Raw genomic sequence first — 24,391 nt, 5'->3', positions numbered from 1 at the left:
GACAGGTCGGTATGACCGTTGTCCCGGCACAGCAGACCGGAGGATCGGGCGGCACCAGTGGCCTCTACGACGTCCTCGAGCTCGTCCTCGACCGAGGAATCGTGATTGATGCCTTCGTGCGAGTCTCCCTTGTCGGCATCGAGATCCTGAAGATCGACGTACGTGTCGTCATCGCGAGTGTCGACACCTACCTGCGCTTCGCCGAGGCGTGCAACCGGCTGGACCTCGAAGCCGGCCCCCACAAGAACCCGGGGCTGCCCGACCTCGTGGGCGAGATGACCGAGTCGGGCGCCCGGGGCAAGTCGAAGGGGGCGCTGTCCGGCGCCGCCGAGACGATCTCCGACGCGTTCAAGCAGGCCCGTGACGACGGCTCCGCGCAGAGCGAGTCCCGGCCGCGTGCCCGCAAGTCCACCACCTCGCGCCGGAAGGAGGAGCAGGAGTGAGCACGTACATCTACGGCATCACCGAGGGCTCGCATCCGTCGCTGCCGGACGGCATGGGCGGGGTCGGCGACCCGCCGCGCCCCGTGCGGATCCTCAAGGAGGGCGAGCTGGCGGCCATCGTCAGCGACGCCCCCGAGGGCCTGCGGCCCAAGCGCAGGGACCTGCTCGCCCACCAGACCGTGCTGGGCGAGGCGGGCGCCGGAGGACCGGTCCTGCCGATGCGGTTCGGCAGTGTCGCCGCCGACGACGAGGCCGTCACGACGGTGCTCGCCGAGCGCGCGGAGCACTACGCGGAACGGCTGCGGACGCTGGCCGGCAAGGTCGAGTACAACGTCAAGGCGAGCCACGACGAAGAGGCCGTGCTGCACCGGGTCCTGGGCGAGAACCCCGACATCCGGGCGCTCACCGAGGCCAACCGCCAGGCGGGCGGTGGCAGTTACGAACAGAAGATGAGGCTCGGCGAGATGGTCGCCGCCGCCGTGCAGGCCCGCGAGGTCGCGGACGCGGTGGAGGTGCGGCAGGCCCTTGAGCCGGCCGCGGACGCCGTGAGCTCCGGCCCCGAGTCCACCGGCTGGCTGACCAACGTGTCGTTCCTGGTGGAACGCGATCAGGCCGCGGCGTTCCTGGAGACCGTCGAGCGGGTCCGTACCGCGATGCCCCATCTGGAGCTGCGGGTCAACGGGCCCCTGCCGCCGTACAGCTTCGTCGAGCCGGGACCCTCCGAGCCCGCGGCCGAACCGGCCGCCGGCACGACGGGCGCGACGGCCGCGCCGAGAGGCGGCGAGTGAGGCGATGGGACTGATAGGCGAGGTACTGATGCTGCCGCTCGCCCCGGCGCGCGGCAGCCTCTGGGCGGTCAGACAGGTGCTCTCCGAGGCCGAACGCCAGTACTACGACCCGGCCGCGGTGCGGGCCGAGCTCGCCGCACTGGAGCAGCGGCTCGAGGGGGGCGAGATCGGAGAGGAGGAGTTCGACCGACAGGAGGACGCCCTCCTGGACCGGCTGGAAGTCGCCCTGGGCAAGAGCACGGGGACCAACGACGGGACGACAGCATGAACCGACTGGGACTCGGCCTCGCCGTAGGGGCCGGGTACGTCCTCGGACGTACCAAGAAGATGAAGTTGGCGTTCGCCGTCGGCACGATGGTGGCCGGAAAGCGCATGAACCTCAGCCCGCGCGGTGTCGCGGATCTGGTCTCGCAGCAGTTGCAGAACAATCCGCAGTTCAAGGAGATCGGCGACCAGCTCCGCCAGGACCTGCGCGGAGTGGGCAAGGCGGCGTCCGGTGCCCTCGTCGAGCGGCAGATCGAAGGTCTCGCCGACCGGCTGCACGGACGGACCGCCGAGGTCCGCGACCAGCTCTCCGGCGTGACCCCCGACGTGCCGGGGGCCGACGACGAGGAGGACGAGGACGCCGAGGAAGCCTCGGACGCCGAGGAGCACGAGGCGTCCGACCGCGACGAACCGGACGACGACGAACCGGACGATGACGAGCCGGACCACCACGAGCCGGACGACGAGGCGGAGCAGGACGAGTCGGAGGACCGGCGGTCCGACGACGAGCCCTCCCGGCCGCGCGGAAAGGCACCGGCCAAGAAGACCGCCGCCAAGAAGGCACCGGCGAAGAAGGCCCCCGCGAAGAAGGCGGCCAAGAAGGCGCCCGCACGGAAGACGGCCGCACGCGCGGCCGAGAAGGCTCCCGCGAAGAAGACGGCCGCGGCCAGGACCGCACGGCGCCGGGCAGCCGGGGAAGGGAGCGACCATGACTGACACCGTCGGGTCCGCCAAGGACCGTGTGAAGGACAACCCGCTGACCGGCGTCGTGCAGAGCGAGGCGGCCGACCGGCTCAAGTCGGAGGTCCAGGACTATCTGTCGGCCCAGGCCCAGCGGCTGCTGACCGGGGTCGGGCGCAAGCTCGGCGAGACGACCGGCAAGCTCAACGACATCGCCGAGGGCAACAGCCCGGGCTTCGCGAAGCTCGCCGCGGACGGCGGACGCAAGATCGCCGAGGGCAAGGGGCCGCTGCGCACCGCCATGGAGCTCGGCGCGGGCCGCGCCAAGGACAACGTGGTCGGCGCCTTCAAGAACCTCACCGGCGGCAAGGGCAAGCGCAAGGGCGGCAGCGCCGGTCAGAAGCCCACGGTGATCATGGAGTTCGTCGACGTGGGGGTGCCGCTGCGCACCGCGTACGACCAGTGGACCCAGTACCAGGACTTCAGCACCTTCGCGAAGGGCGTGAAGAGCGCCAACCGTGCCGACGACACCACGTCGGACTGGCAGGCCAAGATCTGGTGGTCCAGCCGGAGCTGGAAGGCGACCACCACCGAACAGGTGGCCGACGAGCGGATCTCCTGGACGTCCGAGGGCGCGAAGGGGTCGACGAAGGGTGTCGTCACCTTCCACTCCCTGGGCGAGAACCTCACCCGGGTCCTCATGGTCATCGAGTACTACCCCTCGGGCTTCTTCGAGAAGACCGGCAACATCTGGCGCGCCCAGGGCCGGCGGGTCCGGCTCGACCTGAAGAACTACGCCCGGTTCATCACGTTCAAGGGCGAGGCGGAGGACGGCTGGCGCGGTGAGATACGCGACGGCGAGGTCGTCACCAGCCACGAGGACGCGGTCGCCGAGGAGGAGGAACAGTCCGAGGACCAGGACGCTCCCGAGGACGGGCACGAGGAGGAGCCGGCCGAGGACGAGTACGAGGACGAGGCCGAGGCCGAGGCCGACGAGGGGCAGGCCGAGGACGAGCCCGCCGGCGAGGCCGACGAGGAGGCGTACGCGGAAGAGGGCGAAGAGGCGGACGAGGACGACGGCCGGTACGCCGACGAGGCTGACGAGGACGCCGAGTACGCCGAGGAGGAGCCCGCCGGGGACGAGGTGGCCGACGAGGAGTACGAGGACGAGGCCGCCACGGGCCGGGAGAACCGATGACCACGGCAAGCAGGCTCCCCGACCCCTACGGTTCGGGCGGTGGCGCCAACCTCGCCGACATCCTCGAACGGGTGCTCGACAAGGGCATCGTGATCGCCGGTGACATCAAGATCAACCTCCTCGACATCGAGCTGCTCACGATCAAACTGCGGCTCATCGTCGCCTCCGTCGACAAGGCGAAGGAGATGGGCATCGACTGGTGGGAGGACGACCCGGCCCTGTCGTCGCGTGCGCACCACAAGGAACTCGCCCGCGAGAACAGGGAACTGCGCGACCGGCTCGCCGAGCTGGAGGGCACGGACGCGGGCAGGGAGGTGCCGCGCACCGGTGTGCACCGGGAGGTCCCGCGCACCGGGACACCGCCCCGTGAGGTCCGGTCGCGGGAGTCCCCGCGCCGGGAGGACGAGGAGGAGCCGTCATGAGCGGACTGCGTTACGTCTACGCGATCTGCCGCCCCTTCTCGACCCCGCTGCAGGCGGAGCTCACCGGAGTGGCCGGCGGTCCGCCGAAGCTGCTGCGGCACGGCGGTCTCGTCGCGGTGGTCAGTTCCGTCCCGGAGGAGGACTTCGCCGAGGCCCCGCTGCGGGCGCACCTGGAGGACCTGGACTGGCTGGGTGCGACCGCCCGCGGCCATCAGTCCGTGATCGACGCGCTCACCGTGGTCACCAGCCCGCTCCCGCTGCGGCTCGCCACCGTCTTCCGGGACGACAGCGGCGTACGCGTGATGATGCAGGAGCGGGAGGAGGCGTTCCTGCGGACGCTCGACCGGCTCGACGGACGGGTGGAGTGGGGCGTCAAGGTGTACGCGGAGCAGTCCGAGGCGTCCGGCGGGTCCCGTTCGCCGGAGACCTCCCCGGAGGCATCCCCGGCGGGCGCCGGGGGCGCGGCCCGGAGCGGGCGTGACTACCTGCGGCAGCGGCGCATGCAGCGGCAGGCGCACGAGGATCGGTGGGAGCAGGCCGAGGCGTTCGCCCAGCGGTTCCACACCACGCTCCGCGAGCACGCGGAGGACGCCCGGGTGCACGCCCCGCAGAACGCGGCGCTGTCCGGGGTGCCGGGGCGCAACGTGCTCAACGCGGCCTACCTCGTGCCGCGTTCGCGGTCCGAGGCGTTCGTGGAACTCGTGGACCGTACGAAGGACGAGGCGGGCCCGATGCGGGTGGAACTCACCGGCCCGTGGGCCGCCTACTCGTTCAGCGGGGAGCAGACGTGACCGTAGTCGAACGCCGTGAGGTCGCCCTCGTCGATCTCCTCGACCGGCTGCTCGCCGGCGGGGTCGTCATCGCGGGGGACATCACGCTGCGGATCGCGGACGTGGACCTCGTGCGCATCGATCTGAACGCCCTCATCAGTTCGGTGAACGAGCAGGTGCCCTCGCCCTGGCAGGAGCTGATATGAGCACCGAGGACGCCCGTGCCGGAGGCGTGCGGGCCGAGGACCTGGACGATGCCGTGGAGCCGGCCGCCGGGGAAGCGCGGACCTCGGGTGCGGGTGCGGGCCCGCGCACGCGGATGGAACTGGACCCCGACACCGTGGAGCGCGACCTGGTCAAGCTCGTGCTGACCGTCGTGGAGCTGCTGCGCCAGCTGATGGAGCGGCAGGCGCTGCGCCGTTTCGACACGGGCGATCTCTCGGAGGACCAGGAGGAGCGGATCGGGCTCACGCTGATGCTGCTGGACGAGCGGATGACCGAGCTGCGCGAGCGCTACGGCCTGCGGCCCGAGGACCTCAATCTGGACCTCGGGCCGCTCGGACCGCTGCTGCCGCGCGAGTAGACGCCGGGCCGGGGGGTGTCCGACACATGCCCGCGGTGTCGCGGTGTCCGGCACCCCCCCAGGGGTCAGGCCGCCTTCCGGCAGAGGATCTCGCCGTGCAGCACCGCGAACCAGCCGTCCCGCTGCCGCCCCCACTCCCGCCAGGCGTCGGAGGCGGCCCGCAGCCGCTCGTCGCTCGCGTGCCCGCCCTCCCGCACCCGGTCCGCGTAGGCGGAGGCGAGGGTGCGGTCGGCCCACAGACCGCTCCACCACGAACGCTCCTCGTCGGTCGCGAACGTCCACGTGCCCGACGTGGCCGTGACGTCCGCGAGCCCGGCCTCCAGCGCCCACGCCCTGAGCCGGCGTCCCGCGTCGGGCTCGCCGCCGTTGGCGCGGGCCACCCGCAGATACAGGTCCAGCCAGTCGTCCAGCCCCGGTGACCGCGGATACCAGGTCATCGCCGAGTAGTCGGCGTCGCGGACCGCGATGTACCCGCCCGGCCTCGTGACCCGGTGCATCTCCCGCAGCGCCCGCACGGGGTCGCCCACGTGCTGGAGCACCTGATGGGCGTGGACCACGCAGAACGTCTCGTCCGGGAAGTCCAGGGCGTGGACGTCCGCGACCGCGAAGCCGACGTTCGAAAGGCCCCGCCCGGCGGCTTCCCGGCGGGCCCTGTCCAGGATGCCGGGGGCGTGGTCGACGCCCGTGACGTGCCCGTCCGGCACCAGTTCCGCCAGGTCGGCGGTGATGGTGCCGGGGCCGCAGCCGATGTCCAGGATCCGCATGTGCGGCTTCAGCGAGCCGAGGAGGTACGCCGCCGAGTTGGCGGCGGTGCGCCAGGTGTGCGAGCGCAGGACGGACTCGTGGTGTCCGTGCGTGTAGACGGCGGTCTCCTGAGACCTCGACATGACCGGCTCCCCTTCTCGGCGTGCGGATTTCCCGGCGTGCGCCGCCCCGCGGAGCCACTCCGCGGGGCGGTACGGTCACCGTACGCGCTCATGTCGCATGATGAGACCGCCGTCTTACGATACGGACTCCAGGTGGGCCGGGGCGATGCCCTCGCCGTCCGCGTCCCGGGCCGGCGCCCGGCGCCGGTCGCGGGCCGCCGAGAGGCCCTGGACGGTGTACGCGGCGCCCACGCCCAGGGCCGCCCCCACGAGGACGTCGCTCGGGAAGTGGACGCCCGTGTACACCCGGGAGACCGCCACCGCGGCGGCGAGCGGCGCCACGACCGCGCCCCAGCCCGCCGACTGCAGGGCGACACCCGTGGCGAAGGCCGCAGCCGACGCGGAGTGACCCGACGGGAAGGAGGTGGTGATCGGCTGCCGCTTGAGGCGGCGAGTGAGCGGAACCGGGTCCAGCACGGGCCGCCCGCGCCGCACGGACCGCTTGCCGACGGTGTTGATCGTGGCGGACGCGAGGGTCAGGGAGGCGAGACCGTGCGCGGCGGCGCGGCGTCCCCCGGCCCCGCCGGCCGTGAGCACGGCAGCCGTCGCGAACCACAGCACCCCGTGGTTCGCGCTCCGGCTCAGCCGGGGCAGGAGACGGTCGCAGCCCGGCCAGTGCCGGGCCGCGACGGCCTCGAAGAGCCCGGCGTCGGAGGAGATGAGCCGGTCACGGAGGGTGCGGCGGCCCGGAGGGCGGACGGTGAGATCGACATCTGGGGTCATGGAAGTGCGAGTACCCCGAGGTCGCGCACAGTCCGCCTGGTGCCTGGTGCCTGGTGCCTGGTGCCTGGTGCCTGGTGCCTGGTGCCTGGTGCCCGGCGGCCCGGCCGCACCGCGGTCCGTTGACGCGGGCGGCCGGACGGGAGACCGGGTCCGTATATCGGTTTGCCCGGCGGCGGGCCCGGCACGGACAATGCGCCGCATGGGACACCTGGAAGCCGCACACCTCGAGTACTACCTCCCCGACGGGAGGGCGTTGCTCGGCGACGTGTCGTTCCGGGTGGGCGAAGGCGCCGTCGTCGCGCTCGTCGGCCCCAACGGGGCCGGGAAGACGACCCTGCTGCGGATCATCTCCGGGGAGCTGAAGCCGCACGGGGGCACCGTCACCGTCGGCGGCGGGCTCGGTGTGATGCGCCAGTTCGTGGGCGCCGTACGGGACGAGACGACCGTCCGCGACCTGCTCGTCTCCGTCGCCCAGCCCCGTATCCGCGAGGCCGCGCGGGCCGTGGACGCCGCCGAGCACGGCATCATGACGGTCGACGACGAGGCCGCCCAGCTCCGCTACGCGCAGGCGCTCTCCGACTGGGCCGAGGTCCGCGGGTACGAGGCGGAGACGCTCTGGGACATCTGCACGACCGCCGCGCTCGGCGTCCCGTACGAGAAGGCGCAGTGGCGGCAGGTGCGGACGCTCTCCGGCGGAGAGCAGAAGCGTCTCGTCCTGGAGGCCCTCTTCCGCGGCTCCGACCAGGTGCTGCTGCTCGACGAACCGGACAACTACCTCGACGTGCCTGGCAAGCGCTGGCTGGAGGAGCGGCTGGCGGACACCCGCAAGACCGTCCTGTTCGTCTCCCACGACCGGGAACTGCTCGCCCGCGCCGCCGAGAAGATCATCAGCGTCGAGCCCAGCCCGACCGGCGCCGACGCCTGGGTGCACGGCGCCGGCTTCGCCACCTATCACGAGGCGCGCCGGGAGCGCTTCGCGCGCTTCGAGGAGCTGCGCCGCCGCTGGGACGAGAAGCACGCCCAGCTGAAGAAGCTCGTCCTCACCCTGCGCCAGGCGGCCGCGGTCAGCCACGAGATGGCGTCCCGGTACGCCGCCGCCCAGACCAGACTGCGCAAGTTCGAGGAGGCCGGGCCCCCGCCCGAGCCGCCGCGCGAGCAGGACATCACCATGCGGCTGCACGGCGGACGCACCGGCGTGCGCGCCATCACCTGCGAGAACCTCGAACTCTCCGGCCTGATGAAGCCCTTCGACCTGGAGGTCTTCTTCGGCGAGCGGGTCGCCGTGCTCGGCTCCAACGGCTCCGGCAAGTCGCACTTCCTGCGCCTGCTCGCCGGTGACGACGTCTCCCACTCGGGGCACTGGAAGCTCGGCGCGCGCGTCGTGCCGGGACACTTCGCGCAGACCCACGCCCACCCCGAGCTGCACGGCCGCACCCTGCTCGACATCCTGTGGTCCGAGCACTCCCAGGACCGGGGCGCCGCGATGTCCCGGCTGCGCCGCTACGAGCTGACGGCCCAGGCCGAGCAGCGCTTCGACCGGCTCTCCGGCGGACAGCAGGCCCGCTTCCAGATCCTGCTCCTGGAACTGGAGGGCGCCACGGCCCTGCTGCTCGACGAGCCGACCGACAACCTCGACCTGGAATCCGCGGAGGCCCTCCAGGAGGGCCTGGAGGCGTTCCAGGGGACGGTCCTGGCCGTCACCCACGACCGCTGGTTCGCCCGCTCCTTCGACCGCTACCTGGTCTTCGGCGGCGACGGGCGGGTCCGGGAGACGCCCGAGCCGGTCTGGGACGAGCGCCGGGTGGAGCGCGCCCGGTAACCCGCTCCCGGACGGGGTACCCGGACCGGACCACGGAAACCGCACCGCGGTAGGCAAGGAGCGGGGTGACACGATGATCGGAGTCGACCCGGACCGGCTGGACGACCAGCAGTTGATGAAGGAGCTGGAGACGATCCACCGCACCCGCCACGACACACTGCTGTACGGCTCGAACGACGCGCTGCGCACGCACAACGACCGCATGGCATCACTGGAGGGTGAGTACCTCCGCCGTAATCCACGTCGTCCGGTCGCCTCGGGCCGGACTCGTGAGGGTGCCCGGGAACGGGGGCCGGCCGGCGACTGACGCGGCCGCCGGCGTCGTCGGGAACACCCGCGTGTGACGCGGGACCCCGGGTCCCGCGTCACACGCCTGCGCGCGCCCGCGCCGACGCGGCGACCGGTGGGACGCCGCGCCGGACCGTGCGCCTCAGGCGCCGCGCCGCTTGGCGAACTCGGCCACGAACGTCTCGCGGAACGCCTTGAGGTCGTCGGGCTTACGGCTGGTGATCAGGACGTTCGGCCCGTGGTCGCAGACCTTGACCTGCTCGTCGACCCAGGTGGCGCCCGCGTTGCGCAGGTCCGTGCGCAGGCTCGGCCAGGAAGTGAGCACCCGCCCGGAGACCACGTCGGCCTCGATGAGGGTCCACGGGGCGTGACAGATCGCGGCGACCGGACGGCCCTGGTCGAAGAAGGCGCGTACGAAGGCGACCGCGGCCTCGTCCATGCGCAGCGCGTCCGGGTTGGCCACGCCGCCCGGAAGCACCAGCGCGTCGAAGGAGTCGGCCGACGTCTCGCCGGCGACCTCGTCGACCGGGAAGGTGTCCGCCTTGTCGAGGTGGTCGAACGCCTGGACCTCACCCCGCTTCGTCGACACCAGGACGGGCTCGTCGCCCGCGTCGGTCACCGCCTGCCACGGGTCGGTGAGCTCGATCTGCTCGACGCCCTCGGGGGCGGTCAGAAAAGCGATGCGCATGACTGCTCGGTGTCCTTTCCGTTGGTTCGTGTCCGGCCGGTTCGTGTCCGGCCGGTTGGTGTCCGGGCCGGTTGGTGTCCGGCCGGTCCGTGCCCGGCGGAATGCCGGTTCGTGCCCGGCCATCCGGGCACGCCGTCGTCCGGGTGGACCGTGCCCGTGGGGGCCGGAAGCCGCGGGCCGCCGCTGTTCGCTCACCCGTTCGTGGCGCCCGTTCGGCCGCCGGGGCCGGCGCGGCTGATGTCGGCGAGCGCGGAGTGCGGGTCCAGTGACACCGCGAGGTCCCCGAGGCTCACCATCCCCACCGGCCGCCCGTCCTCGACGACCGGCAGCCGGCGCACGGCGTGCTCGCGCATCAGGTCCACGGCGGCGGACACGGCGTCGTCCGGGCCGACCGCCAGCGGGCGCGGAGTGCACACGGCCCCGGCGCTCACGGTCAGCGGGTCGGCCCCGTCCGCGACCGCGCGCACGGTGATGTCGCGGTCGGTCAGCACCCCGACGATCCGCTGGTCACCGGCGACCAGCACGCTGCCGACGTCCTGGGCGCGCATCAGCTGCGCGACCTCGACGAGCGAGGCGTCGGGGCGGACCGCGACGACCCCCGGCGTCATGACGTCCCTCACCTGATCAGCCATGCCGGTCCATCCGTCCTCCCGGTGCGCGGGGTCCCCGGTCCGGGGTTCGCACCGCGTACCCGGGACCGGGCCGTCGACACCGGACGGAATCTCTCGCGTCGCGGGCGTTTGGTCCGGGAGGGCAGGGGCAGGCGCAGAATCAGTGCTTCGGACAGGAGGCACGTCCGTGGGAGCGGCTTCGTCGCCACGGGTGTGCCTGTCCGGCTCGGCGCGCTCCCGCGGTGACCGCCCATCGCACGGCACTCCAAGGGAGTTGCGACGCACCATGCGAACTCAGAGCGCGAGGCATCACCCGCACGACGACGCCCCCGACACCGCGGACGCGTTCCGCACTCTGGCCGCCCTGCCGCCCGGCGAGGAGCGCGACCGGCTCCGCGGCCGGATCGTCGAAGCCTGGCTCCCGATGGCCGAACGGCTCGCCGGACGGTTCCGCAACCGGGGCGAGAGCTCCGACGACCTGCGTCAGGTGGCGGCGCTCGGTCTGGTCAAGGCCGTCGACCGGTATGACCCCGAACTCGGCAACGCGTTCGAGAGCTACGCGGTACCGACCATCACGGGCGAGATCAAGCGCCACTTCCGCGACCACATGTGGACCCTGCACGTGCCGCGCCGGGTCCAGGACCTGCGCAACCGGGTGCGTTTCGCCATCCAGGACCTCTCGCAGACCGTCTCGGGCCGCAAGCCCACCGTCGCCGAGATCGCCGCGCACGCCCGGATGAGCGAGGAGGACGTACGGATCGGCCTGGAGGCGCTGGAGAGTTTCACCGCGCTGTCGCTCGACGCCGAACTGCCCGGCAGCGAGGACGGCTACTCCCTCAGCGACGCCCTCGGTGCCGCCGACCCGGCGCTGGACACCGTCATCGACCGCGAGGCCGTCAAACCGCGCCTGCAGGCGCTGCCCGAACGCGAGCGCGCCATCCTCTACATGCGGTTCTTCGGTGACATGACCCAGAGCCGCATCGCCGAGAAGCTCGGCATCTCGCAGATGCACGTCTCCCGCCTGATCAACCGCTGCTGCGACCGCATGCGCGACCAGATCCTGCGCGACGCCGTCTGACCCGCCCGGCGCACAGTCCTTCTGAAGCGTCCGGTGAGTCCGGCGCACGGCCCGCCCGTGCGCGAGGTCAGCCCACGCGCTCCAGGGCCAGCGCGATGTGACGGGCCATCATGTCCATCGCCCGCGCCTCCGCCATCGAGAACGCCGGCCGGGGCCCGCTCCGGAACAGGGTGAGCACCCCCCGTACGGGCCCGGTCACCGGTCCGGACGGGGCGGTCAGCGGGACGCAGAGCAGCGAGGTGACGTTCGCCCGGACGAGCACCGGAGCGCCGGACGCGTCCGCGCCGAAGGCGTCGGGGTCCTCGGGGCGCACCTGCAGCGCCGCCGACCCGCCGCGGGCCGCCTCGGCCACCAGCGGACAGGAGGCGGGGTCCTGCCCGGCCACGTCGGCGGCCGCCGGCTTCTCGGCCGACGGCGCCAGCACGGCCGTACGGGTCAGCCGCGCGGCCCCCTCGTCGGCCACCACCCAGTCCGCGAACCGCCCGTGCAGCACCCCGGCGGCCCGGCGCAGCACGGCGCAGCGGTCGTCGGAGGGCGACTTCAGCAGCGCCGTGGTCATCGCGTCGACCAGGTCCATCAGCGCCGCGTGCCGGGTGGTCTCGGTGAGGCTGGGCGCCGGACCGGGGCGGGACGCGCCCGAGGGGACGTCGGTGCCGGCCGGCTGCAGCACCACCAGGACGGCGGTGCGCGGTTCCCCGCTGGGCCTCAGCGCGGAGAGGGTGGCGCGCACCGGTACCGACGGCTCCTGCTGGAGGTGCGCCGTCAGACTCCGGTCGCCCTCGCCCCGGGCCACCGCCGCGGCCTGGGAGCGGAAGGCGGCACGGTCGGCGTGCGCGAGGAACCCGGTGAGCGGCCGCCCCGTCGCGTAGCCCGCCCGTACGCCGGTGAACGCGGTCGCCGCGAAGTTGAGCCGGCGCACCACCGTCTCGCGGTCCACCAGCGCCACCGGCACGGGCATGCGCTGGAAGAGGGCCTTCAGCAACTGCTGTTCCTGGCGGTCGCCCGGCGCGCCGCCCGCCGGCCCGTCCGCCGCCATGCCCGCCACCCGGGGCCACAACTGGCCGGCCACGTGCTCCAGTTCGAAAATCGCCGCGTCGAGCACCGTGGGCAGGTCACCGCTCGGAACGGAACGCGCGTTTCTGAGCTCCGCCACGCGGCGTACGAAGTCCGCGAGTTCTTCACCGAATTCGTCCGTCCGCGCCATGCGACGAACCTAACCCGGTCCCGGCCCGGCGCGGGAGGCGGGGCCGGAACCCGTACGAGGAGTTTGCCCCGCGGGCCAGCGGGAACGCGCTCAGGGAGGCGACGGGCAGGAGGGGCGGGCGATGCCGGAGACCGGCCGGTTGGGTCACGGGGCGGCGGAATCACCGGAGTCCGCGCTGCCGGGACGGCGGCTGTCGGAGCTCGTGGAACAGGCCGTCCGCTGCACCGCCGACTGCTGCGGGGCGAGCGGCATGGTCGCCGAAGTCCCGGCGACCGGTGCGGAACCGCCCGCCGCCGTCACCCACCCCGACCTCGCCGGGCTCGTCTCCGTTCAGCTCAGCTCCGGTGACGGGCCCATCCCCGACGCGCTGGGGCAGGGCGGCGCCGTCGGCGCGGAGGACCTGCTGAGGGAGGAGCGCTGGCCGGGGTATCGCGCGGCGGCGCTCGACGCGGGGGTACGTTCCAGCGTCACGATCCCCTTCCGCCGGTCCGGCCTGACGGTGGCGCTCAGCCTCTACAGCTTCCGCGCCGGAACCCTGGCGGACGCCCCGCGCGGACCCGTCCGCGCCCTCGGCGACCTCGTCGCGACCTGCCTGGTGCACGACCGCTCCTACCGCGCCGCGCTCACCGAACTCGACCAGCTGGGCGCCGCCCTGCGCTCCCGGCCTGTCGTCGACCAGGCGTGCGGCATCATCATGCACGTACTGGGCTGCGACGCCGACGAGGCCTTCACGGTGCTGCGCCGCATCTCCCAGAACGCCAACCGGAAGCTGTCCGAGATCGCCTCGCTCGTCGTGGACCGGCGCGGGCGCGGACTGGAACGGGAGCTGGCCTCACTGTCCGGCTGACCACACGGCGGCCGCCCGCCGTGCCCCCGCCGTGCCCCCGCCGTGAAAGAACCGCGACCGGCCCCGAAGGCCCGCCTCCGGCCCCGAAGGCGCGCCTCCGGCCCCGAAGGCGCGCCTCCGGCCCCGGACAACCGCGGTCGGCCATGACGAGAAGGGCCTCCCGTCGGGGGGAACCACGCCCCGGCCCGGTGAGGCGTCCCGTTCCCCGTGAGGACCCGCTCGCCGGTGTCACCCGCTCGGCCGTGTCCGTCCCGCGAATGGGGCCCGGCCGCGCGCGCCCGGCGGCCGGGAGGGCTGTCATGGGCTGCGGGGCACGACGGCCGTGCCCGCCGCAGCCGCCCGGCCGAAGGAGCGCCACCCATGCGCCGTACCGCCCGATTCCTGTCCGCCACCGCCCTGGTCAGCGTCGTCCTGGGCGCCGCCGCCTCGGCGGCCATAGCGGAACCGCTCCCCGAGCCGCCCGCGGAGTCCTGGGCGGAGGCGGAACCGGACGCCGACCCCGCCGCGGAGCCGGGCACGGCGGCCGACGCCCCCGTGGGCGATGAGGCGGACGGGCTCGGGGACGCGGGCACCGAGTCCGCCGGTGCCCCGGCGGCGCGGGTCAGCCCGGTCACGGTCGGTCCCGGCGGCACGATCACCATCTCCGTCGACTGCGAGGCGGGCGGGGGCACGGCCCCCGAGTCCATCGACGCGAACTCGGGAGCCTTCGAGCAGGGCAAGGTCCAGCTGCACCGCGTCCCGGGCGAGGGCGGCCAGGGTACGGCCCCAGCGGCCTACCGGGGCACCGCCCGGATCTCCTCCGGTGAGGACTCCGACGGCAGCGTCGAGGACGGCGGTGACGGACGCGAGTGGAACGTCGACGGCACCTGTCCGGCGGCCCCCGGCAAGCAGGGCAGGCACTGGAGCACGTCCTTCACGCACTCCTGGGGCGACGCCTCGGAACCGGGCCGCGACCAGGACGCCGACACCGGCGGGGCCGAGGACATGGGCGGGGCCGGGGACGCCGGCGGGGCCGAGGGCGGCGGAGACCCCGGCGACACCGCCGGCGCCGGGGCGCGCGGCACGGTGCCACCCGCCGACGAGGCCCGGCGGGGCGCGGTGCGGGCCGGACAGGGCGGCGCCTTCACCGACTCCGTCCCGGCCCTGATCACCGGGGGAGTGCTCGTCGCGGGCGCGGTCGGCGCGGGCGTCCACCGGATGCTGCGGCGGTCCGGGCAGGGCGTGCGCTGACCGGGGCGGCCGGGGCCGTACGTGGAGTGAGTGACGGTTGGGGCGCCGCGGGCGCCCATGGTCCGGTGGGACCAGGGTACTGAGACACCGAGAGCACGGAGGCGGCGACCGGCGACGGCACCACGACGGACTGCGCGGAGGCACGAATGCGGCGGACGGTTCCGGAAGGGCATGGTCCGGTCCGTTACGGTCCACCCCCTCCCGACCAGGGCCTGTCGGTGCTGCCCGGCCTCTCCTCGGTGCTCGCCGCCTCCGCCGACCGCGCCGAACCCGAGCCGTCCGGCGGCGGCGCCGCGCTGCGCGAGGCCGCGGGCGCGTACTGGGCGGTCCGGGGACTGCCCGCCGACCGCGACCGGGTGGTCGCCGCGCCCGGAGCTCCCGCCCTGCTCCTCGCCGTGACCGGTGCCCTGGGCGGCGACGTCCTGCTGCCGCGGCCGTGCGCCGCGTGGTGGGCGCCGCAGGCGAACCTGCTGGGGCGGTCCGTCTTCCCGGTGGCCACGCCCGCCGAGTGCGGCGGCGTCCCCGACCCGTACGCCCTGCTGGAGACCGTACGGAGGGTCCGCGCCGAGGGCGGCGACCCGCGCCTGCTCGTCCTGTCCGTCGCCGACGACCCCACCGCCACCGTCGCGCCCCCCGAGGTGGTGCACGAGGCCGTGGAGGCCGCCGTGGCCGAGGGCCTGCACGTGGTCAGCGACGAAACCTGGCGCGACACCCTGCACCGGCCGCAGGACACGGTGCTGCTCAGCCCCGCCGAGATGCTCCCCGACGCGGTCACCGTCCTGACGGACCTCTCAGGAGCCTTCCTGCCGACCAGCTGGCCCGCCGCGATCGCCCGCTTCCCCGCCACGGACCGGGGCGCTGCCCTGCGCGCCCGGGTCCTCGACGTCCTCGCCTCCCTCGGCGCCCGGGTCGCCGAACCGGTCGCCACCGCCGCCGCCTACGCCCTCCACGAGCCCGCCGAGGTCACCGAACGCGTCACCGCGGCCGTCCGGCTGCACGCCCGCGTGGCCGTCGCCGCGCACCGGGCCGTGACCGGCGCCGGTGCCCTCGCCCGCCCGCCGCGCGCCGGCCGCCATCTGTACGCGGACCTGAGCCCGCTGCGCTCCGCGCTCGCCGTGCGGGGCGTGGGCGACGCACAGGAACTGGAGGACTTCCTCACCGCCCGGCTCGGCGCGCCCGCGCCGGGCGGGCACCGTTTCGGTGACGACCTCGCGGAGCTGCGGGTGCGCCTGTCCACCGGTCCGCTGCTGGGCGCGACGGAGGCGGAGCGGACGCGGGCCCTCGCCGCCGCGGAGCCACTGGAGCTGCCGCATGTGGAACAGGCGCTGACCTCGTTCGCATCAGCTTTCGACGATCTTCGTGATGACGCCGGCCGAGGGGAGCCACCGCGATGACGCAGCAGTCCGAATCGACGACGACGAGAGACGGCTCGGGGAGAGACGGCTCGACGGGAGACAGCGCGACGAGAGACAGTTCGACGGGAGGGGGCTCGGCGGAAGGCGGCTCGACGGGAGACGGCGGCCTGGACCGGCCGGCCGGTCCAGGCCGGCTCACCTCGCCCCGCCCGCTGCGCGAACACCGCCTCTGGCCGCGCACCTTCGTGGACCGGCTCACCGCGCCCCTGCCGGGCCTGCGGGCCTTCGCCCGGTTCGCCCGCGAGGGCGCGCTGCGGCCCGGGGCCGAAGGACTCGCCGACATCCCCCGGCTGCCGTACGAACCCGGCCCGCTGCCGCGGGTGGACGCGCGGACCGTCGCCGTCACCTGGGCGGGACACGCGAGCTGGGTGGTCAGGATCGGCGGCCTCACGGTCCTCACCGACCCCGTCTGGTCCCGCAGGATCCTCGGAACGCCCGCCCGGGTCACGCCCGTCGGGGTGGAGTGGAGCGCGCTGCCCCGCGTGGACGCGGTCGTCATCAGCCACAACCACTACGACCACCTGGACGCGCCGACGCTGCTCAGACTCCCGTCCGACACCCCGGTGTTCGTCCCGGCCGGGCTGGCCCCCTGGTTCCGGCGGCGCCGCTTCACGCACGTCACCGAGCTGGACTGGTGGGAGGCGGCCGAACTCGGCGGCGTCCGCTTCGACTTCGTGCCCGCGCACCACTGGTCCAAGCGCACGCTCCTCGACACCTGCCGCACCCTGTGGGGCGGCTGGGTGCTGACCGACGCCGAGGGACAGCGCGTGTACTTCGCGGGGGACACCGGCTACGGGCACTGGTTCTCCCGCATCGGCGCCCGCTTCCCGGGCATCGACCTGGCCCTGCTGCCCATCGGCGCCTACGACCCGCGCTGGTGGCTCAGGGACGTCCACTGCGATCCGGAGGAGGCGGTACGGGCCGCCCAGGACCTCGGCGCCCGGCGGATGGCCCCCATGCACTGGGGCACCTTCGTCCTCTCGGCGGAACCCGTCCTGGAGCCGCTCACCCGGGTGCGCGCGGCCTGGGAGCGGGCCGGCCTGGCCCGCGACGACCTCTGGGACCTGCCGGTGGGAGCCTCCCGCGTCCTGCCCACCGGGGCCTGACAGGGCCTGGGGGCCGTCCCGCGAGCAGCCCTCATGAAGCCGCCGCCCCCCGCATCCGCCGCCACAGTCCCGGCGTCACGCTGATCGCCACCGTCAGTACCACCGCCGCGAGCACGCCCTCCCAGGGCTCCTGGAAGAGGGAACCGCCGAGGATGCCGATCAGCTGGTACGTCACCGTCCAGGCCAGGCAGGCGGGGGCGTTGCCGCGAGCGAAGCGGTGCAGCGGCATCTCGGCCATCAGGCAGGCCAGCATCACGGGTATGCGGCCCGCCGGGACGAGCCGGGACAGGACCAGCACCGCGATGCCGTGGTCCTCCAGCTTCCCCTGGGCCTGGGCGAGCCGGTCCTCCGGTGCGCGGGAGCGGATGGCCTCCAGCCAGCGCGAGCCGTTCCTCGACCTCATCCCGCGCCGCCCGAGCCAGTACAGCGCGATGTCCCCGAGGAACGCGGCGAGCGACGCCACCACGAAGACGAACAGCAGCGCCAGCGGCTCCGACCGGTGGAAGGCGACGACCGCCGCCGAACTCACCAGCGCCCCCGTCGGGACCACCGGGACCAGCGCGCCGATCAGCACCAGCAGGAACAACGACGGATAGCCGAGGGCCTGCTGAGGGAAGCCCGCCGGAGCGCTCGAGGCCATCATGGCCACCGCGGAGGGACGGATCACCGGGCGACCTTCGGCCGGACGCTCTCGCCGTGCTCCAGCCGGTGCACCGACACCTGGGGCGCGTGCTCCGCCGCGAGGCGCACGAACTCATGGCCCGGCGCATGGAATTCATGGGGGCGCACGGAGTCCATCCCGATGGGCCAGTACGTGCCGTAGTGCACCGGCACCGCGCTCTGCGGCGCCAGCCGGGCCAGCGCCCGCGCCGCCCGGCCCGGGTCCAGATGCTCCTCGCCCAGATATGGTCCCCAGCCGCCCACCGGCAGCAACGCCACGTCGACGGGGCCGACCTCCTTCTCCATCGACTCGAACAGCCCGGTGTCCCCGGCGAAGTAGGTGCGCGCCTCGCCCTCGATCACGAAGCCGAGCGCGGGGCAGCGATGCGGGCCGAACGGCAGGCGCCGCCCGTCGTGCCGCGCCGGGACCGTACGTATGACCAGGTCGCCGACGCTGGTCCGGTCGCCGGGCGCCACCTCCACGAGGTCCAGGTGACGCAGCCCGCGCAGCCGGGGGACGGCCTGCCGGGCGCCCTTCGGCACCAGCACGGGCGTCCCCGGGGCCAGCCGGGCCAGGGAGGGCAGATGCAGGTGGTCGGCGTGCAGGTGCGACACCAGCACCACGTCCGCCGCGGCGGCCGCGGGCGGGGGCGGCGCACCGCGCCGGCGGCGCAGATGCGCGAGCCGGCGCGCGAACAGCGGGTCGGTGAGCACGCGCGTGCCCGAGTCCGTCACCGTACAGGTGGCGTGGCCCCACCAGGTGATCTCCACCGGCACCCCATTGCTCCCTTCGTGCGACTCCCCCCGAGCCTACGGGCAGGAGTAGGGTCGGCGGCGAAAGCCGGAGGTGAGGGGGCGGTATGGGAGATGTGGGCAGTGCCTCCGGCACGCCTGGAACGGTGCGTGTCACGGCTATCGCCAGTCTCACGCCGCTGGAGGAGCTCGACGAGGAGCCCTTCCTCGTCGACTCCCGCAGCCAGCACGCGATGTGCGCCCGCTGGGCCGCCGAGCGGGGCTACGTCGTCACCCGGGAACTTCTCGTACGCGGACTGCGTCCTGACCACTGTGCCCTGTGGGACGACGTCGAGGCCGGTCTGGTCGACCTCTTCGTGGCCCCGAACCACCGGGTGCTGGAGCGGGCCCTCGCCTCCGTCGACGAGTTCACCGCCGAGTGCGCGCGCCGGGGGGTGCGCGTCGAGACGGTCGGCCGCGCCGAACCCTCGTACGACGCGCAGATGAAGGCCCGGGTGCACCGCCGGCTGTCGATGCCCACCGCGGGGTACGACGGCCGCTGATCCCGCCCGCGCCGGGTACCGGACGGCGGCGGGGCATTCGTGGACAGGGCCCTCGACCTGTTGTGACAGGCTGAGGCAGGGCTCGCGCACAGGGGCGGGCCCGCGACGTGAGGTGAACTGGGCGTGGGCGGCGGACGGTGGCGGCGGGTGCTGAGCGGGCTGTGGCGGAGCATCACCGTGTGGGCGGTGTCCACGGTCACGATGCTGGCGCTCGCCGGAGCACTGCCCGACTTCCAGCTGCAGTCCGACAACGGCGACAGCGCCACCCGCATCGCCATGACCGCGGCCTTCGGTGCCGGGTTCTTCGGCCTGCTCTCGGCCCTGGCGTGGCCGCTGCTGGTGCGGACGCTGCTGCTCGTGCCCGCGCTGGTGCTCGGACTGCTCGTGTTCTTCCTGAACGGGTCGCTGCTCCTGCTCGCCCTGCGCGTCAACCCGTCGGGCCAGAGCGAGGCGGCCCCGGAGACCGCGGTGGTCGTCGCCGCGGTGATGTCGGCGGTCGCCTCCGCCACCGGCGGGGCCCTCGCCGTCCGGGACGACGACGCCTACCGGCGCAGGCTCTACCGGCTCGCGGACCGGCGGCGCCGACGCGGCGAGCGCCCGGCGGGTGCCACGACCCCGGGCACCGTCTTCCTCCAGCTCGACGGCGTCGGACACGACGTGCTGCAGGAGGCCGTCCGCAAGGGACTGATGCCGACCGTCGCCCAGTGGCTCGGCGTGACCGGCCCGGCCGGCGCGAGGGCGCGGACGCCGTCCGGCGCGACGGACGCGGCGGGCCGGCCGGCGCCGGTCACCACCGCCACGGCGGGAGTGGTCGGCGGGCCCAGCCACCGCCTGGACCCCTGGCGCACCGACTGGTCCAGCCAGACCGGAGCCAGCCAGCTCGGCATCCTGCACGGCACCAACCACGACATCCCCGCGTTCCGCTGGTACGAGAAGGACAGCCGGGAGATCATGGTCTGCAACCGGCCGAGCAGCGCGGCCGAACTGCAGCGCCGGGCCATCGAGCGCACCGGCGACGGGGGACTGCTCACCGCGGACGGCGCGAGCCGGGGCAACCTCTTCAGCGGCGGCGCGGACCAGCTCGCCCTCGTCCTGTCCATAGCCGCCCGCAGACGGCGCGAGAACCGCTCCAGGGACGGGTACTTCGCCTACTTCAGCGACCCCGCCAACGCCGTCCGTACGGCCATGTCCTTCGTCGCCGAGGTGTTCCGGGAGATCGGCCAGTCCACCCGGGCCCGTCTGGAGAAGCGCCGGCCCCGCGTCAAGCGCGGCGGCCTCTACCCCTTCGTACGGGCCTTCGCGACCGTCGTCGAGCGGGACGTCGTCGTCGCCGCGGTCATGGGGGACCTGCTCGCCGGGCGCACCGCCGTCTACGCGGACCTGGTCGCGTACGACGAGGTGGCGCACCACTCCGGACCGCGCGGCCGGGACACCGAGAAGGTGCTGCAGCGCCTCGACCGTTCCCTCGCGCTGATCGCGAAGGTCGCCGAACACGCGCCGCGCACCTACCGGATCGTCGTCCTGTCCGACCACGGGCAGAGCCCCGGCGAGACCTACCAGGCCCGCTACGGACTGACCCTCGGCGATCTGGTCCGGGCCGGCTGCGGACTGCCCGTGCCGCGCCGGGCCCGGCGCACGCACAGCGGGGCCGAGGCCCGTGCGGCCGTCCGGGCGGCGCTGCGCAGGCCCGTCGAGGAGGGCGGCGAGCGGCACCACCCGGACGGACAGCTCTCCGAGCCGGTCGTGCTGGCCTCCGGGAACCTCGGCCTCGTCTCCTTCCCCGACGTGCCGCACCGGATGAGCAAGGAGGAGATCGACCGCCGTCACCCCGCGCTGCTGACCACCCTGGCCAACCATCCCGGCGTCGGCTTCGTGCTGGTGCGCAGCGAGGAGCACGGCGGGGTCGTCCTCGGCGCGCACGGCGCCGAGATACCGGTGGACGAGCTCGCCGCGAACCCCGGTCCGCTGCGGGACTTCGGGCCCGGCGCCGCCGACGCGGTGCGCCGCACGCACTCCTTCCCGCACACCGCCGACATCATGGTCAACTCCTGGTACGACCCGGTCGAGGGCGAAGTCCTCGCCTTCGAGGAGCAGATCGGCTCGCACGGAGGTCTCGGCGGGGCCCAGGGACGGCCGTTCCTGCTGTCGCCGGTGGCGTTCACCGCGCCGGCCGGGGACGGCGGGGAACTGGCGGGCGCGGAACAGGTGCACCAGGTGCTGCGTCGCTGGCTGCGCGAGTCCGGCGGCCCCCAGATCCCCCTGGAGACCCGTCCCGGCGAGCGGCGGGCCGCGTAGGGCCCGGTCGCGCCCGGCCCGTGTTCACCGTACGTCCGGGCGGTCTTCCCGGTGCGGCGGCCCGGAGTGTGATCGGATGGGCCCACGGAACCCGGGTTGAACGGGACCTCATCGAAGGGATTCATCGTGGCAACCACGCGCACCGCACACACCGAGTGGGAAGGCAACCTGCTCGAGGGGAACGGCGTCGTCACCTTCGACTCCTCCGGCATCGGCCAGCAGCCGGTGACGTGGGCGTCGCGGGCCGAGGAGGCGAACGGGAAGACCAGCCCCGAGGAGCTGATCGCCGCCGCGCACTCCAGCTGCTTCTCCATGGCGCTGTCGCACGCACTGGCCGGCGCGGGCACCCCGCCCACCCGGCTCGTCACCAACGCCGAGGTCGGCTTCCAGCCGGGTGAGGGCATCACGGGCATCCACCTCACGGTCGAGGGGACGGTGCCGGGCCTCGACAACGACGCGTTCGTCGTCGCCGCCGAGGACGCCAAGAAGAACTGCCCGGTGAGCCAGGCGCTCACCGGTACGACGATCACCCTGTCGGCGAAGCTCGCCTGACACCCCGCGCGCCGCGGCCCAGCGGGCCGCGGCGCCGCCCGCTCCCGGTCCGCATCGGGCCCTCAGAAGCTGTCGCGGCACTCCTCGAGCAGGGTGCGGGTGCGCTGGGCGGAGGCCGCGCGGGCCGTCATGTGGTCGAGGACCTCCAGGTGCGCCGCCACCTCGGCCCGCGAGTCCAGGTAGACGGCACCGGTCAGGTACTCGCTGTAGACCATGTCGGGCAGTTCCGGCTCGGCGAAGCGGAACAGGGTGAAGGGCGCGTACGTCCCCGGGTGCGGGCCGTCGGCGAACTCGGCGATCTGGAGCGTGACGTGGTCGCTCCGGGTGACCTCCAGCAGCAGATCGATCTGGTCCCGCATGACCTGGCCGCGCATGCTCACCGGACGCCTGAGCACCGTCTCCTCCATGATCACCCACAGCCGCGGAGGGTGCTCGCCGGTGAGGAGCTTCTGCCGGGCCGAGCGCAGCGACACATGCCGCTCGACGGAGCCGGGGTCGGTCTGCCCGACCGTTCCGGCCTCCAGCACGGCACGCGCGTACTCCTCGGTCTGCAGCAGCCCGGGCACGAAGTGCGGTTCGTAGGACCGGATCAGCCGGGCGGCGCCCTCCAGGCTGACGTACATGCTGAACCAGTCCGGCAGCACGTCGTGGAACCGCTGCCACCAGCCCGGCTGGTTCGCGTCCTCGGCCAGCCGCACGAACACGGCGGCCTCGTCGTCCGGCACACCGTAGGTGCTCAGCAGCAGCTGCACGTACGGGATCTTGAGCGCGACCTCGGCCGTCTCCATCCGCCGCACGGTCGCCGAGGTGACCCGCAGGACCCGCGCGGCCTCGTCGCGCTTCAGCCCGGCCGACTCCCTGAGCTCCTGAAGCCGCCTGCCGAGCACCACCTGCCCCACGGTGGGCGCCGCCCGCCGCTCACTCACGCCACGCCTCCCCACGCGCCGAAGTACGCCCGCAGTCTGTCATGTTCAGGGAGACCTCAGGAGACCAGGGACAGGAGGTATCTCGCCGTCGCCGGATCGGCGGGCAGAAACGTCTCGATGGCGAGTTCGGCGACCGTCACGTCCATCGGGGTGTTGAAGGTGGAGATGGACGACAGGAACGACAGCACCCGGCCGTCGTGCTCGATCAGCATCGGCAGAGCGAACCGGTGCAGCGGATCGGCCGGGCCGTGCGCGTCCACCGGCCTCTCGGCCCCGTCCGCCGCCGCCCGCTCGGGCAGCGGGTAGGCGGCGACCTCGTCGTGGAGCGCGCGCAGCGGCTCGGAGCGGTCGAGGGCGATCTGGCGGCCCATCTGGTCGAGGAGGTGACCGCGCCACTCCCGGAGGTTGCGGATGCGGGGGGCCAGGCCCTCCGGGTGGAGCGTCAGCCGCATCGCGTTGAGCGGGGGCGCCAGCAGTCGCTCGGGGACGCCGTCCAGCAGCATGGCGATGCCCCGGTTCGCGGCGACGACGTTGTACGTGGCGTCGACCACCAGCGCCGGATAGGGCTCGTAGCCCTGGATCAGACGCTCCATGCCCTGCCGCAGGGCGTCCATCGAGGGGTCGTCCAGCGGTGTCTCCGGGTAGTGCGGGGCGTATCCGGCGGCCAGCAGCAGCGCGTTGCGCTCACGGACCGGGACGTCCAGGTGCTCGGCCAGCCGCAGCACCATCTCCTCGCTCGGCCGGGAGCGGCCCGTCTCGACGAAGCTGATGTGCCGGGCCGAGGACCCGGCCCGCAGCGCCAGCTCCAGCTGGCTGACCCGGCGCCGCTCCCGCCAGCCGCGCAGCAGCGGCCCGGCCCCTCGCTCGGACGACGGTGCGGTGGGCGGCGTGGCGGCGGCGACGGGCGCGGCAGTGGTCATGGCGTCGACGGTAATGGAAGCCCCACCGGGGCGGTTGAACGGCGAACCGGCCCCACGGTCCGCCACCCGGCGGCCCGGACGTGGCCGGGCGGGGCCGCGCCCGGCCGCCGGGACTGTGGCAGGCTGGTCCCACAGGCTGCGCACCGGCCTCGACCGCACCCCCCGCCGTACGGAAGGAGCGAGGTCATGCCCGTCGAACCGCTGTCGCTGAAGGAGATCGAGGACCGGCTCGCCGAGCTGCCCGGCTGGTCGCTGGAGGGCGACCGGATCACCCGCGCCTACCGGCTCCCCTCACACTTCGCGGCGACCGCGATGGTCGTGCACATCGCCCAGGTGCAGGAGGAGCTCGGCCACCACTCCGACCTCACCCTCGGCTACAACACGGTCTCGCTCGCCGTGAACACGCACAGCGCGGGCGGCGCCGTCACCGGCCTCGACCTCGACCTGGCCCGCCGGGTGGAGGAGCTCGCCCCGGCGCACGGCGCGAGCTGAGCGACGCGCCGGTCCACGGCGCACACACCGGTTCACGTACGGGTCCCTCGGCCACGCTCACGACGGGTTCCTCCGCCCGGGCGCGGCGGTCGGGTTCCTGGAACCGGCGGAGCCGCGCGAGCGCATCGCCGGGCCGGTGGCCGCCCTGGCCCGCGTCTGCTCGTACC

The 24,391-nt window shown here is 73.9% G+C and carries 28 protein-coding genes and 1 pseudogene; 20 read left to right on the top strand and 9 right to left on the bottom strand.

The window, feature by feature from the left end:
* The first annotated feature begins 11 nt into the window (after positions 1-11).
* The 9 genes from ACFY93_RS07860 (at position 12) to ACFY93_RS07820 (ending at position 5,149) form a co-directional block, all read left to right on the top strand.
* Complete coding sequence (locus ACFY93_RS07860) at positions 12-443, top strand: gas vesicle protein GvpJ (RefSeq protein ID WP_391354555.1); 432 nt, start codon at positions 12-14, stop codon at positions 441-443.
* Positions 440-1,231 carry a GvpL/GvpF family gas vesicle protein gene (locus tag ACFY93_RS07855; RefSeq protein ID WP_391354553.1) on the top strand — a complete coding sequence of 264 codons (792 nt, stop codon included), beginning with the start codon at positions 440-442 and terminating at the stop codon, positions 1,229-1,231. Before ACFY93_RS07860 ends, ACFY93_RS07855 begins: the two co-directional genes overlap by 4 nt.
* A 4-nt stretch (positions 1,232-1,235) precedes the next feature.
* A complete protein-coding gene (locus ACFY93_RS07850) occupies positions 1,236-1,499 on the top strand; it encodes a gas vesicle protein GvpG (RefSeq protein WP_391354551.1) in 264 nt (87 codons plus the stop codon).
* Complete coding sequence (locus ACFY93_RS07845; RefSeq protein WP_391354549.1) at positions 1,496-2,212, top strand: DNA primase; 717 nt, start codon at positions 1,496-1,498, stop codon at positions 2,210-2,212. Before ACFY93_RS07850 ends, ACFY93_RS07845 begins: the two co-directional genes overlap by 4 nt.
* A complete protein-coding gene (locus ACFY93_RS07840; protein WP_391354547.1) occupies positions 2,205-3,374 on the top strand; it encodes an SRPBCC family protein in 1,170 nt (389 codons plus the stop codon). Before ACFY93_RS07845 ends, ACFY93_RS07840 begins: the two co-directional genes overlap by 8 nt.
* Positions 3,371-3,796, top strand: a complete 426-nt coding sequence (locus tag ACFY93_RS07835; RefSeq protein WP_391354545.1) for a gas vesicle protein GvpJ — start codon at positions 3,371-3,373, stop codon at positions 3,794-3,796. Before ACFY93_RS07840 ends, ACFY93_RS07835 begins: the two co-directional genes overlap by 4 nt.
* Positions 3,793-4,587: a GvpL/GvpF family gas vesicle protein gene (locus tag ACFY93_RS07830; RefSeq protein WP_391354543.1), complete on the top strand. Its 795-nt coding sequence runs from the start codon at positions 3,793-3,795 to the stop codon at positions 4,585-4,587. The genes ACFY93_RS07835 and ACFY93_RS07830 overlap by 4 nt, the downstream gene beginning before the upstream one ends.
* Positions 4,584-4,772 (top strand): gas vesicle protein GvpJ, encoded by a 189-nt coding sequence (locus ACFY93_RS07825; protein ID WP_391354542.1) that lies wholly within the window; start codon positions 4,584-4,586, stop codon positions 4,770-4,772. Before ACFY93_RS07830 ends, ACFY93_RS07825 begins: the two co-directional genes overlap by 4 nt.
* Positions 4,773-4,885: 113 nt before the next feature.
* Positions 4,886-5,149 carry a gas vesicle protein GvpK gene (locus ACFY93_RS07820; RefSeq protein ID WP_391354810.1) on the top strand — a complete coding sequence of 88 codons (264 nt, stop codon included), beginning with the start codon at positions 4,886-4,888 and terminating at the stop codon, positions 5,147-5,149.
* 65 nt (positions 5,150-5,214) lie between these two features.
* Here ACFY93_RS07820 and ACFY93_RS07815 read toward each other — a convergent pair whose 3' ends face one another.
* Positions 5,215-6,036: a methyltransferase domain-containing protein gene (locus ACFY93_RS07815; protein ID WP_391354540.1), complete on the bottom strand. Its 822-nt coding sequence runs from the start codon at positions 6,034-6,036 to the stop codon at positions 5,215-5,217.
* Between the two features lie 165 nt (positions 6,037-6,201).
* Positions 6,202-6,798: pseudogene (locus ACFY93_RS07810) on the bottom strand (phosphatase PAP2 family protein); the annotation flags it as partial.
* Positions 6,799-6,997: 199 nt separating this feature from the next.
* On the opposite strand from ACFY93_RS07810, the gene ACFY93_RS07805 reads away from it, so the two are divergent.
* Together ACFY93_RS07805 and ACFY93_RS07800 are read left to right on the top strand one after the other, a co-directional pair.
* Positions 6,998-8,617 (top strand): ATP-binding cassette domain-containing protein, encoded by a 1,620-nt coding sequence (locus tag ACFY93_RS07805; RefSeq protein ID WP_391354539.1) that lies wholly within the window; start codon positions 6,998-7,000, stop codon positions 8,615-8,617.
* Positions 8,618-8,690: 73 nt separating this feature from the next.
* A complete protein-coding gene (locus ACFY93_RS07800) occupies positions 8,691-8,924 on the top strand; it encodes a DUF6158 family protein (RefSeq protein WP_391354538.1) in 234 nt (77 codons plus the stop codon).
* Positions 8,925-9,047: 123 nt separating this feature from the next.
* Here ACFY93_RS07800 and ACFY93_RS07795 read toward each other — a convergent pair whose 3' ends face one another.
* Together ACFY93_RS07795 and ACFY93_RS07790 are read right to left on the bottom strand one after the other, a co-directional pair.
* On the bottom strand, positions 9,048-9,593 hold the full coding sequence (locus ACFY93_RS07795) for a DJ-1/PfpI/YhbO family deglycase/protease (RefSeq protein ID WP_391354536.1): 546 nt from the start codon (positions 9,591-9,593) through the stop codon (positions 9,048-9,050).
* 191 nt (positions 9,594-9,784) lie between these two features.
* Entirely contained in the window at positions 9,785-10,225 is a 441-nt protein-coding gene (locus tag ACFY93_RS07790; RefSeq protein WP_391354535.1) for a CBS domain-containing protein, read from the bottom strand.
* Between the two features lie 265 nt (positions 10,226-10,490).
* On the opposite strand from ACFY93_RS07790, the gene ACFY93_RS07785 reads away from it, so the two are divergent.
* Positions 10,491-11,282 (top strand): SigB/SigF/SigG family RNA polymerase sigma factor, encoded by a 792-nt coding sequence (locus tag ACFY93_RS07785; protein ID WP_391354534.1) that lies wholly within the window; start codon positions 10,491-10,493, stop codon positions 11,280-11,282.
* 67 nt (positions 11,283-11,349) lie between these two features.
* On the opposite strand, the gene ACFY93_RS07780 is transcribed toward ACFY93_RS07785, so the two are convergent.
* Positions 11,350-12,486 (bottom strand): PAS domain-containing protein, encoded by a 1,137-nt coding sequence (locus tag ACFY93_RS07780; RefSeq protein ID WP_391354532.1) that lies wholly within the window; start codon positions 12,484-12,486, stop codon positions 11,350-11,352.
* A 121-nt stretch (positions 12,487-12,607) separates the two neighbouring features.
* Here ACFY93_RS07780 and ACFY93_RS07775 point away from each other — a divergent pair, with 121 nt between their 5' ends.
* The 4 genes from ACFY93_RS07775 (at position 12,608) to ACFY93_RS07760 (ending at position 17,084) form a co-directional block, all read left to right on the top strand.
* Entirely contained in the window at positions 12,608-13,333 is a 726-nt protein-coding gene (locus ACFY93_RS07775) for an ANTAR domain-containing protein (RefSeq protein ID WP_391354530.1), read from the top strand.
* 360 nt (positions 13,334-13,693) lie between these two features.
* Positions 13,694-14,563 carry a hypothetical protein gene (locus tag ACFY93_RS07770; protein WP_391354528.1) on the top strand — a complete coding sequence of 290 codons (870 nt, stop codon included), beginning with the start codon at positions 13,694-13,696 and terminating at the stop codon, positions 14,561-14,563.
* Between the two features lie 146 nt (positions 14,564-14,709).
* The gene (locus ACFY93_RS07765; protein ID WP_391354526.1) at positions 14,710-15,957 is read left to right on the top strand and encodes an aminotransferase class I/II-fold pyridoxal phosphate-dependent enzyme; all 1,248 of its coding nucleotides are present in this window, start codon (positions 14,710-14,712) and stop codon (positions 15,955-15,957) included.
* Positions 15,954-17,084 (top strand): MBL fold metallo-hydrolase, encoded by a 1,131-nt coding sequence (locus tag ACFY93_RS07760; protein WP_391354524.1) that lies wholly within the window; start codon positions 15,954-15,956, stop codon positions 17,082-17,084. Before ACFY93_RS07765 ends, ACFY93_RS07760 begins: the two co-directional genes overlap by 4 nt.
* Positions 17,085-17,115: 31 nt before the next feature.
* Here the strand turns inward: ACFY93_RS07760 and ACFY93_RS07755 are convergent, their stop codons facing one another.
* On the bottom strand, positions 17,116-17,727 hold the full coding sequence (locus ACFY93_RS07755) for a VTT domain-containing protein (protein WP_391354808.1): 612 nt from the start codon (positions 17,725-17,727) through the stop codon (positions 17,116-17,118).
* A gap of 20 nt (positions 17,728-17,747) precedes the next feature.
* Positions 17,748-18,521 (bottom strand): MBL fold metallo-hydrolase, encoded by a 774-nt coding sequence (locus tag ACFY93_RS07750; RefSeq protein ID WP_391354522.1) that lies wholly within the window; start codon positions 18,519-18,521, stop codon positions 17,748-17,750.
* A gap of 83 nt (positions 18,522-18,604) precedes the next feature.
* Between ACFY93_RS07750 and ACFY93_RS07745 the strand changes: the two genes are divergently transcribed.
* The 3 genes from ACFY93_RS07745 (at position 18,605) to ACFY93_RS07735 (ending at position 21,886) form a co-directional block, all read left to right on the top strand.
* Positions 18,605-19,039, top strand: coding sequence for a hypothetical protein (locus ACFY93_RS07745; protein WP_391354520.1), 435 nt, complete (start codon positions 18,605-18,607; stop codon positions 19,037-19,039).
* Positions 19,040-19,162: 123 nt separating this feature from the next.
* Positions 19,163-21,334, top strand: coding sequence for a phage holin family protein (locus ACFY93_RS07740; RefSeq protein ID WP_391354518.1), 2,172 nt, complete (start codon positions 19,163-19,165; stop codon positions 21,332-21,334).
* Positions 21,335-21,460: 126 nt separating this feature from the next.
* A complete protein-coding gene (locus ACFY93_RS07735; RefSeq protein ID WP_391354516.1) occupies positions 21,461-21,886 on the top strand; it encodes an OsmC family peroxiredoxin in 426 nt (141 codons plus the stop codon).
* A gap of 62 nt (positions 21,887-21,948) precedes the next feature.
* On the opposite strand, the gene ACFY93_RS07730 is transcribed toward ACFY93_RS07735, so the two are convergent.
* Both ACFY93_RS07730 and ACFY93_RS07725 read right to left on the bottom strand, forming a co-directional pair.
* Positions 21,949-22,812: a Scr1 family TA system antitoxin-like transcriptional regulator gene (locus tag ACFY93_RS07730; RefSeq protein WP_391354514.1), complete on the bottom strand. Its 864-nt coding sequence runs from the start codon at positions 22,810-22,812 to the stop codon at positions 21,949-21,951.
* 56 nt (positions 22,813-22,868) lie between these two features.
* Complete coding sequence (locus ACFY93_RS07725; protein WP_391354512.1) at positions 22,869-23,732, bottom strand: helix-turn-helix domain-containing protein; 864 nt, start codon at positions 23,730-23,732, stop codon at positions 22,869-22,871.
* Positions 23,733-23,918: 186 nt separating this feature from the next.
* On the opposite strand from ACFY93_RS07725, the gene ACFY93_RS07720 reads away from it, so the two are divergent.
* Entirely contained in the window at positions 23,919-24,224 is a 306-nt protein-coding gene (locus ACFY93_RS07720) for a 4a-hydroxytetrahydrobiopterin dehydratase (protein WP_391354510.1), read from the top strand.
* Positions 24,225-24,391: the final 167 nt, after the last annotated feature.

It is taken from the genome of Streptomyces sp. NPDC008313, assembly GCF_042956125.1.
Classification (GTDB): Bacteria; Actinomycetota; Actinomycetes; order Streptomycetales; family Streptomycetaceae; genus Streptomyces.
The sequence above is the reverse complement of the archived record's forward strand: the minus strand, read 5'-3'. Positions and strand labels throughout refer to the sequence as shown.

Coding starts and splice junctions, on each gene's coding strand:
- ACFY93_RS07835 (WP_391354545.1), top strand. CDS start 3,371: ATGACCACGGCAAGCAGGCTCCCCGACCCCTACGGTTCGGGCGGTGGC.
- ACFY93_RS07725 (WP_391354512.1), bottom strand. CDS start 23,732: ATGACCACTGCCGCGCCCGTCGCCGCCGCCACGCCGCCCACCGCACCG.
- ACFY93_RS07770 (WP_391354528.1), top strand. CDS start 13,694: ATGCGCCGTACCGCCCGATTCCTGTCCGCCACCGCCCTGGTCAGCGTC.
- ACFY93_RS07820 (WP_391354810.1), top strand. CDS start 4,886: ATGGAACTGGACCCCGACACCGTGGAGCGCGACCTGGTCAAGCTCGTG.
- ACFY93_RS07800 (WP_391354538.1), top strand. CDS start 8,691: ATGATCGGAGTCGACCCGGACCGGCTGGACGACCAGCAGTTGATGAAG.
- ACFY93_RS07745 (WP_391354520.1), top strand. CDS start 18,605: ATGGGAGATGTGGGCAGTGCCTCCGGCACGCCTGGAACGGTGCGTGTC.
- ACFY93_RS07790 (WP_391354535.1), bottom strand. CDS start 10,225: ATGGCTGATCAGGTGAGGGACGTCATGACGCCGGGGGTCGTCGCGGTC.
- ACFY93_RS07795 (WP_391354536.1), bottom strand. CDS start 9,593: ATGCGCATCGCTTTTCTGACCGCCCCCGAGGGCGTCGAGCAGATCGAG.
- ACFY93_RS07850 (WP_391354551.1), top strand. CDS start 1,236: ATGGGACTGATAGGCGAGGTACTGATGCTGCCGCTCGCCCCGGCGCGC.
- ACFY93_RS07785 (WP_391354534.1), top strand. CDS start 10,491: ATGCGAACTCAGAGCGCGAGGCATCACCCGCACGACGACGCCCCCGAC.
- ACFY93_RS07840 (WP_391354547.1), top strand. CDS start 2,205: ATGACTGACACCGTCGGGTCCGCCAAGGACCGTGTGAAGGACAACCCG.
- ACFY93_RS07860 (WP_391354555.1), top strand. CDS start 12: ATGACCGTTGTCCCGGCACAGCAGACCGGAGGATCGGGCGGCACCAGT.
- ACFY93_RS07755 (WP_391354808.1), bottom strand. CDS start 17,727: ATGATGGCCTCGAGCGCTCCGGCGGGCTTCCCTCAGCAGGCCCTCGGC.
- ACFY93_RS07845 (WP_391354549.1), top strand. CDS start 1,496: ATGAACCGACTGGGACTCGGCCTCGCCGTAGGGGCCGGGTACGTCCTC.
- ACFY93_RS07765 (WP_391354526.1), top strand. CDS start 14,710: ATGCGGCGGACGGTTCCGGAAGGGCATGGTCCGGTCCGTTACGGTCCA.
- ACFY93_RS07830 (WP_391354543.1), top strand. CDS start 3,793: ATGAGCGGACTGCGTTACGTCTACGCGATCTGCCGCCCCTTCTCGACC.
- ACFY93_RS07805 (WP_391354539.1), top strand. CDS start 6,998: ATGGGACACCTGGAAGCCGCACACCTCGAGTACTACCTCCCCGACGGG.
- ACFY93_RS07760 (WP_391354524.1), top strand. CDS start 15,954: ATGACGCAGCAGTCCGAATCGACGACGACGAGAGACGGCTCGGGGAGA.
- ACFY93_RS07720 (WP_391354510.1), top strand. CDS start 23,919: ATGCCCGTCGAACCGCTGTCGCTGAAGGAGATCGAGGACCGGCTCGCC.
- ACFY93_RS07780 (WP_391354532.1), bottom strand. CDS start 12,486: ATGGCGCGGACGGACGAATTCGGTGAAGAACTCGCGGACTTCGTACGC.
- ACFY93_RS07815 (WP_391354540.1), bottom strand. CDS start 6,036: ATGTCGAGGTCTCAGGAGACCGCCGTCTACACGCACGGACACCACGAG.
- ACFY93_RS07775 (WP_391354530.1), top strand. CDS start 12,608: ATGCCGGAGACCGGCCGGTTGGGTCACGGGGCGGCGGAATCACCGGAG.